This window comes from Streptomyces sp. NPDC001194, assembly GCF_042896985.1.
In the GTDB taxonomy this organism is placed as follows: Bacteria; Actinomycetota; Actinomycetes; order Streptomycetales; family Streptomycetaceae; genus Streptomyces.
This window is the reverse complement of the sequence record NZ_JBIAXU010000002.1, coordinates 331,247-344,806: the sequence shown is the minus strand read 5'-3', so window position 1 is coordinate 344,806 and position 13,560 is coordinate 331,247. Positions and strand designations below refer to the sequence as shown.

Annotated in this window: 13 protein-coding genes; 4 read left to right on the top strand and 9 right to left on the bottom strand. The window is 72.4% G+C overall.

Translation table 11 applies throughout. The features are described 5' to 3' along the window. Window positions 1-74: 74 nt before the first annotated feature. The 3 genes from ACFY1T_RS06300 to ACFY1T_RS06290 are packed head-to-tail and all read right to left on the bottom strand — an operon-like array spanning window position 75 to window position 2,999. A complete protein-coding gene (locus ACFY1T_RS06300) occupies window positions 75-1,016 on the bottom strand; it encodes a 3-oxoacyl-ACP reductase (RefSeq protein ID WP_390787184.1) in 942 nt (313 codons plus the stop codon). A gap of 14 nt (window positions 1,017-1,030) precedes the next feature. Then, window positions 1,031-2,110, bottom strand: a complete 1,080-nt coding sequence (locus ACFY1T_RS06295) for a Zn-dependent alcohol dehydrogenase (protein ID WP_390787183.1) — start codon at window positions 2,108-2,110, stop codon at window positions 1,031-1,033. 34 nt (window positions 2,111-2,144) lie between these two features. Then, window positions 2,145-2,999, bottom strand: coding sequence for a MaoC/PaaZ C-terminal domain-containing protein (locus tag ACFY1T_RS06290; RefSeq protein WP_390787182.1), 855 nt, complete (start codon window positions 2,997-2,999; stop codon window positions 2,145-2,147). Window positions 3,000-3,253: 254 nt separating this feature from the next. Between ACFY1T_RS06290 and ACFY1T_RS06285 the strand changes: the two genes are divergently transcribed. Together ACFY1T_RS06285 and ACFY1T_RS06280 are read left to right on the top strand one after the other, a co-directional pair. Continuing rightward, window positions 3,254-3,670, top strand: a complete 417-nt coding sequence (locus ACFY1T_RS06285; protein ID WP_390787432.1) for a DNA-binding response regulator — start codon at window positions 3,254-3,256, stop codon at window positions 3,668-3,670. A gap of 190 nt (window positions 3,671-3,860) precedes the next feature. Then, window positions 3,861-4,286: a hypothetical protein gene (locus tag ACFY1T_RS06280; protein WP_363123843.1), complete on the top strand. Its 426-nt coding sequence runs from the start codon at window positions 3,861-3,863 to the stop codon at window positions 4,284-4,286. Between the two features lie 18 nt (window positions 4,287-4,304). On the opposite strand, the gene ACFY1T_RS06275 is transcribed toward ACFY1T_RS06280, so the two are convergent. The 5 genes from ACFY1T_RS06275 to ACFY1T_RS06255 form a co-directional block, all read right to left on the bottom strand. Continuing rightward, window positions 4,305-5,495, bottom strand: coding sequence for a lipid-transfer protein (locus ACFY1T_RS06275; RefSeq protein WP_390787181.1), 1,191 nt, complete (start codon window positions 5,493-5,495; stop codon window positions 4,305-4,307). Between the two features lie 12 nt (window positions 5,496-5,507). Next, window positions 5,508-7,640: an acyl-CoA dehydrogenase family protein gene (locus ACFY1T_RS06270; RefSeq protein WP_390787180.1), complete on the bottom strand. Its 2,133-nt coding sequence runs from the start codon at window positions 7,638-7,640 to the stop codon at window positions 5,508-5,510. Window positions 7,641-7,723: 83 nt separating this feature from the next. Next, the gene (locus ACFY1T_RS06265; RefSeq protein WP_390787179.1) at window positions 7,724-9,652 is read right to left on the bottom strand and encodes a serine/threonine-protein kinase; all 1,929 of its coding nucleotides are present in this window, start codon (window positions 9,650-9,652) and stop codon (window positions 7,724-7,726) included. 113 nt (window positions 9,653-9,765) lie between these two features. Further along, a complete protein-coding gene (locus tag ACFY1T_RS06260) occupies window positions 9,766-10,026 on the bottom strand; it encodes a DUF397 domain-containing protein (RefSeq protein WP_390787178.1) in 261 nt (86 codons plus the stop codon). Next, a complete protein-coding gene (locus tag ACFY1T_RS06255) occupies window positions 9,986-10,834 on the bottom strand; it encodes a helix-turn-helix transcriptional regulator (protein WP_390787177.1) in 849 nt (282 codons plus the stop codon). Before ACFY1T_RS06255 ends, ACFY1T_RS06260 begins: the two co-directional genes overlap by 41 nt. Window positions 10,835-10,918: 84 nt before the next feature. Here ACFY1T_RS06255 and ACFY1T_RS06250 point away from each other — a divergent pair, with 84 nt between their 5' ends. Both ACFY1T_RS06250 and ACFY1T_RS06245 read left to right on the top strand, forming a co-directional pair. After that, complete coding sequence (locus ACFY1T_RS06250) at window positions 10,919-11,356, top strand: ATP-binding protein (protein WP_390787176.1); 438 nt, start codon at window positions 10,919-10,921, stop codon at window positions 11,354-11,356. Between the two features lie 72 nt (window positions 11,357-11,428). Next, entirely contained in the window at window positions 11,429-12,439 is a 1,011-nt protein-coding gene (locus ACFY1T_RS06245; protein ID WP_390787175.1) for a polyprenyl synthetase family protein, read from the top strand. Between the two features lie 6 nt (window positions 12,440-12,445). On the opposite strand, the gene ACFY1T_RS06240 is transcribed toward ACFY1T_RS06245, so the two are convergent. After that, window positions 12,446-13,498 carry a right-handed parallel beta-helix repeat-containing protein gene (locus ACFY1T_RS06240; protein ID WP_390787174.1) on the bottom strand — a complete coding sequence of 351 codons (1,053 nt, stop codon included), beginning with the start codon at window positions 13,496-13,498 and terminating at the stop codon, window positions 12,446-12,448. Window positions 13,499-13,560: the final 62 nt, after the last annotated feature.

Genomic DNA, 13,560 nt, shown 5'->3' with positions numbered 1-13,560 from the left:
CGATCACTTGTCGAGGCACATGCTTTCGGACGCCGGGCCGGTCCGTCGTGGCATTTTCCCGGGGGGCGGTGCGCCTAGCCGTGCTTGAGGCCGAGGACCTCCGCCGCGGCGAAGGTCTCGCCGGCCGGTCGGGACGCGTAGTGCGCGCTGAGCAGTCCGTCCAGCTCCTCGTAGGAGAAGGCCTCCTTCGCGGTGTCGAACTTCGCGGCCACCTTCGGGCGTTCCATCACGACCACGATGCCGCCGTGGACCACGAAAAGCTGCCCGTTGGCCCTGGCCGAGGCCGGCGAGGCCAGGTACCCGACGAGCGGGGCGACGTGCTCGGGGGCCAGCGGGTCGAGCTTGCCGTCCTCCGGGAGCTGGAAGCCGGCGAAGACGTCCTCCGTCATCCGGGTCCGGGCGCGCGGGCAGATGGCGTTGGCCGTCACCCCGTACTTGGCCAGCGCCAGGGCGGTCGAGGTGGTCAGGCCCACGATGCCGCCCTTGGCCGCCGCGTAGTTCGGCTGGCCCGCCGAGCCGCCGAGGAAGGCCTCGGAGGAGGTGTTCACGATCCGGCCGTAGACCGGTCCGCCCGCCGCCTTCGAGCGCTCGCGCCAGTGCACGGAGGCGAAGTGGGTGGTGTTGAAGTGGCCCTTGAGGTGGACCCGGATGACCGAGTCCCATTCCTCCTCCGACATGGAGAAGACCATCCGGTCGCGCAGGATGCCCGCGTTGTTGACCAGGACGTCGAGCTTCCCGAAGCTGTCGACGGCCAGCTCCACCAGTTCGCGCGCCTGCTCGAAGTCGGCCACGTCGCCGAGGTGGGCCACCGCTTGCCCGCCCGCGGCGCGGATCTCCGCGGCCACCTCCTCCGCCGGGGCGGCCGAGGCCTCTCCTGAGCCGTCCCGTCCGCTCTGGCCGAAGTCGTTGACGACCACGCTCGCGCCCAGTCGCGCGAGCTCGACGGCCTCGGCCCGGCCGAGTCCGCGGCCGGCGCCGGTGACGATGGCGGACAGTCCCTCGAGTGGGAGTGACATCTACCGGATTCCTCTCAGAGTTCGATGCAGGTGCGCAGGGCCACGCCCGTACGCATCTGGTCGAGGGCGTCGTTGATCTCGCCGAGGTGCACCCGGTGGGTGATCAGGCTCGCCAGGTCCACCCGGCCCGCCCGCCACAGCGCGATGGTGCGCTCGTACGAACGGAGCACGTCCCCGCCCCCGTACATCGACGGCAGGATCTTCTTCTCGTCGAAGAACAGCGAGAACATGTTGACGGAGTAGTTGTCGTCGAGCGCGCCCGCGCCGACCACGACGACGGAGCCGCCGCGCCGGGTCATCTCGTACGCGGTGTGCGCCGTGGCGGACTTGCCGACGACCTCGAAGACGTAGTCGAAGCCCTCACCGGCCGTGATCCGGTTCTTGGCGTCGCCGAAGGCCTCCGGTGCGACCGCCTCGGTGGCGCCGAAGCGCAGCGCCGCCTCCCGCCGGGAGGCCACCGGGTCCACGGCGATGATCTGGGCCGCGCCCTGCACCTTGGCGCCCTGGATGACGGAGATGCCGACGCCGCCGCAGCCGATGACGGCGACCGAGGAGCCGGCCTCCACCTTGGCGGTGTTGATGGCGGCGCCGAGGCCGGTGGTCACCCCGCAGCCGATCAGCGCGGCGATGTCGTACGGCAGGTCGTCGGGGATCGGCACGGCGCACGCGGCGGGCACCACCATCTCCTCGGCGAAGGTGCCGGTGCCCGCGAAGCCGAAGACGTCCCCGCCGCCCGCGCGGCGGAAGTTGGGCGTGGCCACGTTCGCGAAGGACTCCAGGCACAGGTGGCCCTGGCCGCGCTTGCAGGCGGGACAGTGTCCGCACGGCGGCAGCCAGCAGACGAGCACCCGGTCGCCGATGGCATGGGTGGTGACCCCGTCGCCGACGTCCACGATCTCGCCCGAGCCCTCGTGGCCGGGTATGAAGGGGGCGGGCTGCGGCAGCACGCCGCTCATCGCGGAGAGGTCCGAGTGGCACAGGCCGGTGGCCTTGATGCGGATCCTGACCTTGCCGGGGCCGAAGCCCGCGGTCTCCATGTCGTCGACGACTTCGAGTTTGTCCTGGCCTATCTCGCTCTGCAGTGCTGCGCGCACGGTGCGGCTCCTTGTGTGTCGCGAAGGTCGGGCGTTACGCGTGTTCGACGACGGTGTCGGCGAGGACCGGCGCGTCGTCCCGTTCGACGGCGCTCACCGCGACCCGGACCTGCCCGGGCTCCTCCCACATGCGGATCCGCAGGGTCTCGCCCGGGAAGACGATCCCGGCGAAGCGCGTGCGGTAGGCGCGGACCCGGGAGACGTCCCCGCCGAGCGCCGTGTCGACGACGGCCTTGAGGGTCATCCCGTACGAGCACAGGCCGTGCAGGATCGGCCGGTCGAAGCCGGCCAGCTTGGCGAACTCGGGGTCGGCGTGCAGCGGGTTCCAGTCGCCGGACAGCCGGTACAGGAGCGCCTGCTCCTCGCGGATGTGCCGCTCCTCGATCCGGTCGGGCGCCCGCTCGGGCAGCTCGGACGAGACGGAGGGGCCGCGGTCGCCGCCGAAGCCGCCCTCGCCGCGTACGAAGATCTGCGCGTCGCTGGTCCACAGCGGCCCGTCGGCGTCCGCCACCTCCGTGCGCAGCACGATCACCGCCGCCTTGCCCTTGTCGTACAGGGCAGCGACCTTGGCGGAGGAGGTGGCGCTGCCCTTGACCGGGATGGGCCGGTGCAGCTCGATGGACTGGCCGCCGTGCAGGACGTGGGCGAGGTTGACCTCGATCCCGGGGGCGGCGAGGCCGCCCATCATGGCCATGCCGGCGCCGGCCACGGTCGCGAAGCTGGGGAGCACGTGGAGCTTGGACTCCAGGGTGTAGCGCAGTTCGTCGGGGTCGGTGGCGGGGCGGCCGGCCCCGAGGCCGAGGTGGTAGAGCTGGATGTCCTTGTGGTCCCAGGCGATCTCCCCCTGGCGGGGTTCTGCGGCGAGGGCCCTGGCGGCATCGATCGGCATTGAGGATGCTGCTCCTTGTTCGGTTCTTCGGTTCGCATTGCGTGGAAGACCTCGGTGCGGCCGTCCGCACCGTCGGCCGCACCGAGGTCGATTGCGGGACCGGTTCTAGAACGCGTTCTAGGGTCGGTGAAGGCATGTATAACGCACGCCCCACCAGTTGGGAAGACTCCTGACTACGTGTCAGGACGCGTTTGGCCGAGGCGTGTTGCCGGGGCGGGCGACGGGTCGGGACCTAGGCTGGCGGGGTGGACGAGATGCCCCGGAATTTCCGTACGACGAGGTCACTGCGGGTCCTGCTGGCGGAGGGTCCGGGCACGCCGGCCGGCGCTCTCGCGGTCCTGCTCGCACTGGAGCCGGATCTCGACGTGGTCGCCCGGGTCGCGCCCGGCGCGGACGTGGGCGCCGCGGCGCTGACGGCCTGCCCCGCGGTGGCGCTCGTGGACGCGGACCGGCCGGACGTGCTCGCGGAGGTGGCGGTGGTGTGCCGCGAGGCCCCGGAGTGCCGGGTGCTGCTGCTGGCCGGTTCGGCCCGGCCGGGCCTGGTCGAGGGGGCGCTCGCCGCGGGGGCGGCGGGGGTGGTGCTGCGCGACGACCCTCCCGGAGCGCTGGCCGACGCCGTCCGCCGCGCCGTGACGGGCGAGGCCGTCACGGACCCGACGCTCGAGGCGTAGGGCGGCGCGCGAGGGGCGGGACAGGGCGGGGGCGCGGCGAAACGGCGGCGCAGCGGGGCGGGGGCGCGGCAGGGCGGGCGGGCGGGCGGCCGATACCGACCGGGGATTTTTGACGGATTCCACCGCAGCGCCGGTCCGCTCGCCGGACCAGGATGAGGCTCCCTCAACCAAGCTTCGTGGAGAAGGAATCATGCGCATATCCGCCCTTCCCGCCGCCATCGCCCTGGTGGCCGCCACGCTCGCCGCGGGAGCCGTTCCGGCCGCCGCCGACACCCCCGGCCCGATCCTCACGATGGAGCTGGAGGCCGGCACCGCCGCCCTCCACCACAACACCGCGAAGGTGACGTACCAGCGCATCGACGACGCGGTGAACTCGGTCAAGATCATCTCGGTGGAGATCGTCAGCGGCGAGCGCGACTGCGCCTGGGTGTCGTGGAACGACCCGCACGACGTGAACGGCTGGTCCAACCTGACCAGCGAGCCGTCCTGCAACGGCACCGGGCTGATCGAGTCGCACGACCAGATCATCAAGGCGCCGGCCGGCCACCCGCTCAAGGTGCGCCTGGCCGGCGACCACCTCGGCGTCATCGTGCACAAGGACATCGAGAAGCTCTGACCGGCGCCCCGGACGGGGTCAGTCCCTGCGCAGCATCGTCACCACCGCCGCGCCGCCCAGGCCGATGTTGTGGGCGAGGCCGACGCGGGCCCCCTCGACCTGGCGGGGGCCCGCCTGGCCGCGCAGCTGCCACACCAGTTCCGCCGCCTGCGCCAGACCCGTGGCGCCCAGCGGGTGCCCCTTCGAGATCAGGCCCCCGGAGGGGTTCACCACCCACCGCCCGCCGTACGTGGTCGCGCCCGACTCCACCAGCTTGCCGCCGGCGCCCTCCGCGCACATGCCCAGCGCCTCGTACGTCAGCAGCTCATTGATCGAGAAGCAGTCGTGCAGCTCGATCACGTCCACATCCTCGATCCCCAGTCCGGAGGACTCGAAGACCTGCCGGCCCGCCGCCCGCGTCATCGGCTTGCCCACCACGTCGATGCAGGAGCCGGAGGCGAACGAGTCCTCCGTGTCCGTCGTCATCGCCTGCGCGACGATCTCCACCGCCTTGTCGTGCAGCCCGTGCCGCACCACGAACCGCTCCGAGACGACGACGGCCGCCGCGGCCCCGTCGGAGGTCGGCGAGCACTGCAGCTTCGTCAGCGGCGTGTGGATCGGCTTGGCCCCGAGGATCTCGTCGACCGTGTACACGTCCTGGAACTGCGCGTTCGGGTTGTTCGCCGAGTGCCGGTGGTTCTTCGCCCCCACCATCGCCAGCTGCGCGGCCGTGGTCCCGTACCGCTCCATGTGCTCGCGCGCCGCGTTCCCGAAGATCTGCGCGGTCGGCGGGGACATCTCGAAGCCGTGCCCGGCGGCCATGATCCCGTAGTGCCGGGCCACCGGCGAGGTCTTGAAGTCCCCTCCGTCGGCGCCGCCGCCCAGCGCGCCCCTCTTCATCTTCTCGAAGCCCAGCGCCAGCACGCAGTCGCCGATCCCGCCCTCCACGAACTGCCGCGCCATCATCAGCGCCGTCGAGCCCGTCGCGCAGTTGTTGTTGACGTTGTAGACCGGGACCCCGGTCAGCCCCAGCTCGTACGCGGCCCGCTGGCCGGCCGTGGAGGCCTGGAAGCAGTACCCCACCGGGACCTGTTCCACCTGGTCGTACGCGATCCCCGCGTCCGCCAGCGCCGCCGTCCCGGCCTCCTTCGCCATGTCCCAGTACTGCCAGTCCCGCGACTGCGGCTTCTCGAACTTCGTCATGCCGACGCCCACGATGTACGACTTCATCACTGCTGCCCCTCAGTCCCTGGGAAGGCCGAGAATCCGCTCGGCGACGACGTTGAGCTGTACCTGCGTGGTGCCCCCGGCGATGGTCAGGCAGCGGGACATGAGCATCCCGTGCACCGCCCGCTCCCCCGCCCCCTCCCGCACCGCGCCCGCCGGTCCCAGCAGTTCGAGCGCGAGCTCGGCGGTCCGCTGCTGGTGGGGCGTCTGGACGAGCTTGCGCACGGAGGCACCGGCTCCGGGCTCCAGACCCGACACCTGCTGGAGCGTGGTGCGCAGCCCGATGCAGGCCAGGGCGTGCGCCTCGGCGGTGAGCGCCCCGATCCGCGCCCGGTACGCGCCGTCGAGCTCGGCCGAGCGGGCGATCAGCGCCTCCAGGCCGGTGTCGAAGGTCATCTGGTCGGCCATGTGGACCCGCTCGTTGCCGAGGGTGTTGCGGGCCACCTTCCACCCCTCGTCGGCCGCCCCGACGAGGGCGTCCGCGGGCAGCACCACGTCGTCGAACCAGACCTCGTTGAACAGGGCCTCGCCGGTGATCTCCTTGAGCGGGCGCACGTCGATGCCCGGTGTACCCCGCATGTCGACCACGAAGTAGCCGAGCCCCTTGTGCTTGGGGGCGGTCGGATCGGTCCGGGCCAGCAGGATCCCGAAGTCGGCGCTGTGCGCGGAACTCGTCCACACCTTCTGTCCGTTGACCTTCCAGGAGCCGTCCGCCGCCCGCTCCGCCCTGGTCCGCAGCGAGGCCAGGTCCGAGCCCGCGCCCGGCTCGGAGAAGAGCTGGCACCAGGTGAGCTCCCCGCGCAGCGTGGGCGCGACGTACGCCTCGCGCTGCTCTTCCGTCCCGTACGCGAGCAGCGAGGGCACGACCCAGGTGGCGATGCCGAGGTCGGCGATCTTGACCCCGGCGGCCGCCAGCTCCTGCTGCACGACGAGCTGTTCGGCGGGTCCGGCGCCGAGCCCGTACGGGGGCGGCAGGTGGGGGGCCGCGTACCCGGTGGGCGCCAGGATCCGGCGGGCGGCGGCCGGACCGAGACCGCGGGCGTCCTCGGCGGCGGCCCGGGCCCGCTCCCGGTACGCCTCGGCCCTGGCGGGGAGTTCGAGGCGCAGCTCCCGCCGCGCACCGCCGGCCGCGAGCCGTACCGCCCGTACGCGGTGCCCGTCCCCGGCGCCGAGCAGCTGCCGGGCCACGATCGTGCGGCGCAGGTGGATGTGGGCGTCGTGCTCCCAGGTGAAGCCGATCCCGCCGAGGATCTGGATGCAGTCCTTGGCGCAGGAGTACGCGGCGTCGAGCGCGCTCCCGGCGGCGAGCGCGGCCGCGAGCGAGCGCACCGGTGCCGGCTCGTCAGCCGCCCGGGCGGCGTCCCAGGCCAGGGCCCGGGCCTGTTCGAGGCGTACCAGCATGTCGGCGCACAGGTGCTTGACGCCCTGGAACCGCCCGATGGGGCGGCCGAACTGCTCGCGCACCTTGGCGTGTTCGGCGGCGGTGTGCACGGCCCAGGCGGCGGTGCCGCAGGCGTCGGCGGCGAACAGTGCGCAGGCCAGGTCGCGGACGAGGGCCGCGTCGAGATCGAGGGCGCGGTCGGCCGTGACGGCGACCCCGCGGGCGCGCACCTCGGCGGTGGGCCGGGTCGGGTCGGCGCTGTCGTGCGTACGGATGTCCAGCGCGGCGGCGTCCACGGCGAACCAGCACGTCCCGTGCGCGGCTTCGGCGGCGAGCAGGACGAGGTCGGCCTCGCCGGCGCCGAGCACCGGGGGCGCGAGCCCGTCGAGCAGGTACCCGCCGCCCTCGACGGCGACGGCGGTCAGGCTGCCGGGGCCGAGGGCGACGGCGCCGACCCGCCCCGCGAGCGGCGGCGCCCCGGCCCGGTCGAGCAGTACGGAGGCCAGCGCGCTCGGCAGGAACGCCCCGGGCAGCGCCGCCCGGGCGGCCTCCTCGACGACGACGGCCAGGTCGAGGAGGGTGCCGCCCTCCAGGTGCGGCTCCAGCAGCCCCTGCGCGGCCATCGCGTCCCAGTAGGCGGGCCGCACCCCGGTCCGCGGCGGGGTGTCGAGCAGTTTGCGCACCTCTTCGGGCGGCACGGCGCGCGCCGCCCAGCCGCGCACCGCCGCGGCCAGCTCCCGCTGTTCTTGCGTGATTCCGATGCCCATGGCGGGCAGGCTAGAACACGTTCCAATCTGACGGAAGGTCAGATGACTGTGTTCCTTCGCGCCGGGGCACCGGAACCGCGGGTTCAGGAACGCTGGTAGTAGTAGCCGTCGCCGTGCGCGGGCCCCACGTTGTGCTGGAGTCCGCTCGGCTCGCTCTTCGTGAAGAACGACGCGTCCAGCACCCCGCAGAACTGGCTGCTCGACTTGCTCTTGTCCACGGCCGCCGAACCGATGTTGATCCGGCTGCCGCCGGAGGCCACCGAGACCACCTTGGCAATGTTCTCGCAGTGCCCCATCTGGGTGTCGCTGATCAGGCGGACGGCCCCGGAGCGCGCGATGGTCACCGTGACCGGCTGGTCGATGTTGAACTGGGCCGCGTAGTTCCAGGAGCCGACGAAGTACGAGGGGACCGCGTCGCCCCCGGTGGAACCCCCGCCGCCCGGCGTGCCCGAGCCGCCGGGAGTCGAGCCCGAGCCGCCGCCCTGGCCCCCTCCGGCGGCAGCCCCTCCCCCGGCCGCGGCGCCGGACCCCTTGGCCGGGTCCGTCCCCGCACCCCCGGCCCCGCCGGGACTGCCGGCACCGCCACCCTGGGCTGCCCCGCCGGGGGAGCCCGCGCCGCCCGGGGCCGCCCCGCCCGCCGCGGCGCCACCCGGTGCGGCTCCGCCGACCTGGCCGGGCTGCTCGCCCGGGACCGACGGGTTCGGGGAACCCGACGCCCCCGGGGATGCGGAGGCATCCGCCGCCCCCGACGGGGTCCCGGCGCCGGGGGTCACGGGCCCGCTCGCGGCCGGCGGCGCCGCCTTCGCCTCGTCGCCGGCGCCGTTGCCGAACGGCTCGATCAGCGCCACCGTCCCGCCGCCGACCGCGAACACGAGGACCACCGGCACTCCGATCCGCCACCGCCGCTCGCGCCGCCCGCCTCCGGTGGTGGTTCCTCCGGCCACCGGGCCCACGAGCGGCCCGGCCCCCGGTTCCTCCGACGCCCCGGTCCCCTTCCGCAGGTCGAGCGTCGCCCGGTCGACGGCCCCGGAGCCGCCTTCCGGCGCGCTCTCCCGCTGCGGCACCGCCTCCGCGTCGAGCAGTCGCCCCGCCTGCCGGGCGAGGCGCGCCACCACCTTGGGCGGCAGCCAGGCCCCGGCCCGCTTCGCCGGACGGACCCGCTCCGGATCCGCCAGCAGCTCGTCCACGCCGGGCCGCTCGTCGACGCCCTTGGCCAGGCAGCGGCCGATGAACGCGCGCAGCGCCTCGTCCTCGACCTTCTCCAGCGCGGGCTCGCCCTCGACGATCTGGTACATCACGGCGTGCTGGTTGCCGGCGCCCTGTCCGAACGGCAGCTCGCCCGTGGCCGCGTACATCAGGACGCAGCCGAGCGTGAACACGTCACTCTTCGCCCCGACGCGCTGCCCGCGCACCTGCTCGGGCGACATGAACCCGGGCGAGCCGACGGCCATGCCGGTGCTGGTGATCAGCGACTCGACGGAGGTCTCCAGGGCGCGCGAGATGCCGAAGTCGATGACGCGGACGCCCTCGACGGTCAGCATCACGTTCGACGGCTTGAGGTCGCGGTGCACGATCCCGGCCGTGTGGATGTCCTTGAGGGCGCGCAACAGCCCTTCGGCGAGGGCGTGCACGGAGTCCACGGGCAGCGGACCGTGGCGCCGCACGATCTGCTCCAGCGAGAGCCCGGGCACGTACCCCGTGGCCACCCAGGGCCGGTCGGCATCGGGATCCGCGTCGAGGACGGGCGCGGTGTACCGCTCGCCGACGCGCCGGGCGGCGTCGATCTCGCGCCGGAAGCGGGCACGGAACTGCGAGTCCGACACGTGCTCCTCGTGCACCACCTTCACCGCGACGGTGCGCCCGCTCTCGGACCGGGCCAGGAACACCCGCCCCATGCCCCCGGCCCCGAGCCGCCCGAGCAGCAGGTACGGTCCGATCCGGGTCGGATCCTGGGCCGCGAGCGGCTTGATGCCCCCCTCGACGTTGTCGTCGTCGTCCAACGCGTTGCTCATACTGCCCCGTCCCCCGTCGGTCCCCTACGGCAAGCCCGGATGGTCGTCCGGCCGTTCGAACTCAGGACAGGGTAGGGGGATTTGGATGCAGGACGAAGGCAAGGGCAGCCGGGTCAGAGACCGCGCACGAAGGCGGAGAAGGCGGCGGGGCTCACGGTGAAGGCGGGCCCTTCGGGGTTCTTGGAGTCCCGGACGGCGACCAGGCAGGGCTGGGCGGCGACCTCGACGCAGTCGCCGCCGGTGTCGGAACTGTACGAGGCCGTGCGCCAGTCGGCGGCGCCGAGGGGGGCGCACTCGACGCACTCGCCGCCGGTGTCGGAACTGTACGAGGACTTACGCCACTGCGCGCCCTTCAGGCCCTGGATGGTGTCCATAACGCTCCTCCATTACGCGGGCGATCCGTGCCGCCGAGTCCTCCACGGAGAGCGCGGCGGCCTGCAAATGATCGTATCGGAGCGAACCCTCCCTGAGGGCCTGCGGATTGGCCGTCATATGGCCCTGGACGAAGTCCTCGGTGTAGACAAGGTCGGGGTCATCGTCGAACCGCATGACGGTGAACGTGCCCGGCAGTCCCGTATGGGCGCCCGCCTCGAACGGCAGGATCTGCACCTGCACCCACTCGCGCCCCTGCAGATCCAACAACTGGGCCAGTTGGCTCCGCATGACCTCCCGGCCGCCGATCTCCTGGTGCAGCACGGCCTCGCTCATCACCACCCACATCAGTGGCGGGATCTCGCGGTCCAGGATCCGCTGCCGCTCCAATCGGGCGGCCACCTTCGCGTCGAGGTCCCCCTCGGTCCGCACCCCCAGCACCGCCCGCGCGTACTCCTGCGTCTGCAGCAGCCCGTAGACCAGCTGCGCCTGGAAGGTGGAGATGTACGCGGCCTTCGCCTCCATCTCCGCGTACGGCTGGAACCACGTCGGCAGCTGACTCCTCAGCACCAGCCCCACCAGCCGGGAGAACACCCCGCCCGTACCCAGCGCCGCGTCCACCCGCTCCGAGAACTCCCGCGTCGGCACCTTCCGCGCCGTCTCGATCTGGCCGATCAGGGAGGCCGTGCAGAAGACGATGCGTCCCAGCTCCCCCTGTTTCAGCTTGGCCTCCTCCCGCAGCCGGCGGAGCTCCGAGCCGTAGTAGTCCAGCGGGGAGGCGCTGGGGTCGAGATCGCGGATGTTGACCATGAGGCGGTCACCCCCAAGTACACGCCTCGCGGCGTTCGTTTCGGTCTGTAGCCGAGCGTAACCACGCCACCGCAGCCTGGTGCCGTGAATCACGTAACTGAGCATTCAGCAGCCGCACTTGGCGAGAGCTACCGCATGACCTTCACCGTCAGTGAGCACTCGGCCCGGCACATGCGGCGCGTCCTGCGGATCCACCTGGCCAGTTGGGGCCTGTCCGCACTGACCCACTCCGCCGAGCTGGCGCTGACCGAGCTGGTCTCCAACGTCGTGCGGCACGTGCCGGGCCGGGGCTGCTCGGTGCTCATCCTGTGCGGTCCGGAAGGGCTGCGGGTCGAGGTGGCGGACGACTGTCCGGGGCCGGTCCGCCCGGCGCGCGGCGGGGAGCTCGCCGACGGCGGGCGGGGGCTGCTGCTGGTCGAGGCCGTGACCGACCGCTGGGGCGTGGAGCCGACGGCCTCCGGCAAGACGGTGTGGTTCGAATGCCACGGGACCGGAACAGGTCATGTCCGGAAATCGCTCTAGATCCCTCCGCGCCAAATGACCGAATCTGGGGCGTTGACGCCGGGCCCAATTCATTCCAGGAAGGAAAATACCGTGAATTGCATCACGTACGTGGACCTCCACCGGCACGTAGCCCAGGACATCCAGGCAGAATTAGAAGCCGCCGTCTCGACGCTCACTCCCGCTTCGGGCGCGGGCGCCGCCAGGAACGCCGTGAGCAGACTCCTCAGGCATCAAAAAATGCGGCATCCCCTCTCCGTGCTCCCGATGATGGTGCACGCCATCGAAACGGGAAATGCCGGACCGGCCGCCCCGCTGGCCGCCGTGCACGTGCTCTGGTGGACCTCGGCCTGCTACCTCGACGACCTCGCCGACGGGCACGGCACGACGGCCTCCGCCGGCATCGGCCAGGACGAAGCACTGCTGGCCTCGGTACTCAGCGGCACGGTGCTGCCGATCCGGATCATCCGCTCGCTCCCGGTGCCGGCCGAAGTCCGGGTCGCCCTGACGGCCGAAGTCGCGACGGGCTGGGCGGTCGGCGCCGAGGGGCAGCTGACCGATATCGACGCGGACGCCGAGCACGCCACCCGGAAATCGGTGATCGAGACCTATCGCGGGAAATCCGGCGGGCCCTACTCGATGATCACGGCGATGGCCGCGATATTGGCGGGCGCGAGTGACGAAAGAGTCGAACTGTGGCGGGAGTTCGGATACGTATTCGGTATCCTGTGGCAGTTGTTCAACGATCAGGAAGACATCCTGACCGGCCGCGATGAAGACCTCCGCAACGGGACGGTCACCTATCTGCTCACCTGCGCCCTCGACGACGCGGCCACACCGGCGGACCGGGCGGACATCCTGGGCCGGAGCGTCGCGGCCCGCCGCTGCGGACAGGCGCGCGCGGAGCTGGGCGGCCTCCTCCTCGCGCCGGACGTGCTCGGCCGGTACGCCGCGGACCTCGACGCCTTCCGCGTCGAGGCCCACCGCCTGCTCTCCGTGCTCGGGGGCGACGAGCACCACCTGCCGGTCATGCGGCATCTGGTGGACCACTCGTCGCGGATGCTCCTGCGGGCACACCTCGTCCCGGCGCCGGCCGCCGTGTAGGACGCGTCAGTCGGCGCAGTCGGCGAACACGCCGGGGGCGCAGTTGGTCGGGTAGTTGTCCGCCACGGTGGTGGCGGTCAGCGACACGGTGCTCGCGTGGTTGAAGATGCCGCCCGGAGCGCCCCCGGCGTAGTTGCCGGTCACCGAGCTGTTCCGGAGGATGAGCGAGGCGCCGGAGATGTTGGAGATCCCGCCGCCCGTCGCCCCGGTCTCGACGACCCGGTTGGCGAAGACCGTGGTCCGCTCCAGGGTCAGGGTCGACTGCCGGTTGAGGATGCCACCGCCTCCGTCGTTGTCCTCGGCCGTGTCGTTGCCCTGGACGAGGGTGTCCGTGACGGTCCCCGTCAGCATGAAGGCGCTGATGCCGCCGCCGTCGAGCCGTGCGGCGTTGTCCGTCACCCGGCTGCCGCCGAGGGTCAGGCTGCCGCGCGCGTCCAGTCCGCCGCCGGCGTCCTTGGCGGTGTTGCCGGTGATGGTGGTGTTCGAGATGTTCGCCGTGCCGGAGCTGTGGACGCCGCCGCCGTTGTGGGTGGAGACGTTGTGGCTCACGGTGCTGTCGCGGAGGTTGAGCGTGCCGGAGCTGATGATGCCGCCGCCCGCCCCGGAGAGCGCCGAGACGTTCCCGGTCACCGTGACGGAGTGGAGGGTGAGCACGCCCGCGCTGGCGATGCCGCCGCCGCCCGCGCCGCCGCTCTCCGAACGGCCGCCGCGGACCGTCAGGTCGTTCAGGGCGAGTCTGCCGGGAGCGGTGACCTCGAAGATCCGGAATCCGGTCGCCGACCGGCGCCGGATCGTGCTGCCGTTGCCCACGACCGTGATGTCGCCGGTCACCTGCGGCAGACCGTTGCCGGGGTTGTCGGGGTCCGTGAGGGTGTACGTGCAGCCGGGCGAGAGGAAGAGGTGCGCGGGCCCGGCGGCGTCGTTGGCGGTGGTGAGGGCGTTCCGGAGCGCGGCGGCGGTGCACGGCACGAACTGCTGCGCGTGGGCCTCGGCGGCGGGCGGGGCGACCACGGTCGCGAGGGCTGCCGCCGCGGCGGCGAAGACTCCGAGTCTGAACATGGCGGTCAAAGTACGCATGTCGGATGAGCGGACCAGGACTCGGAAGGGGGCGCGCCGCAGCC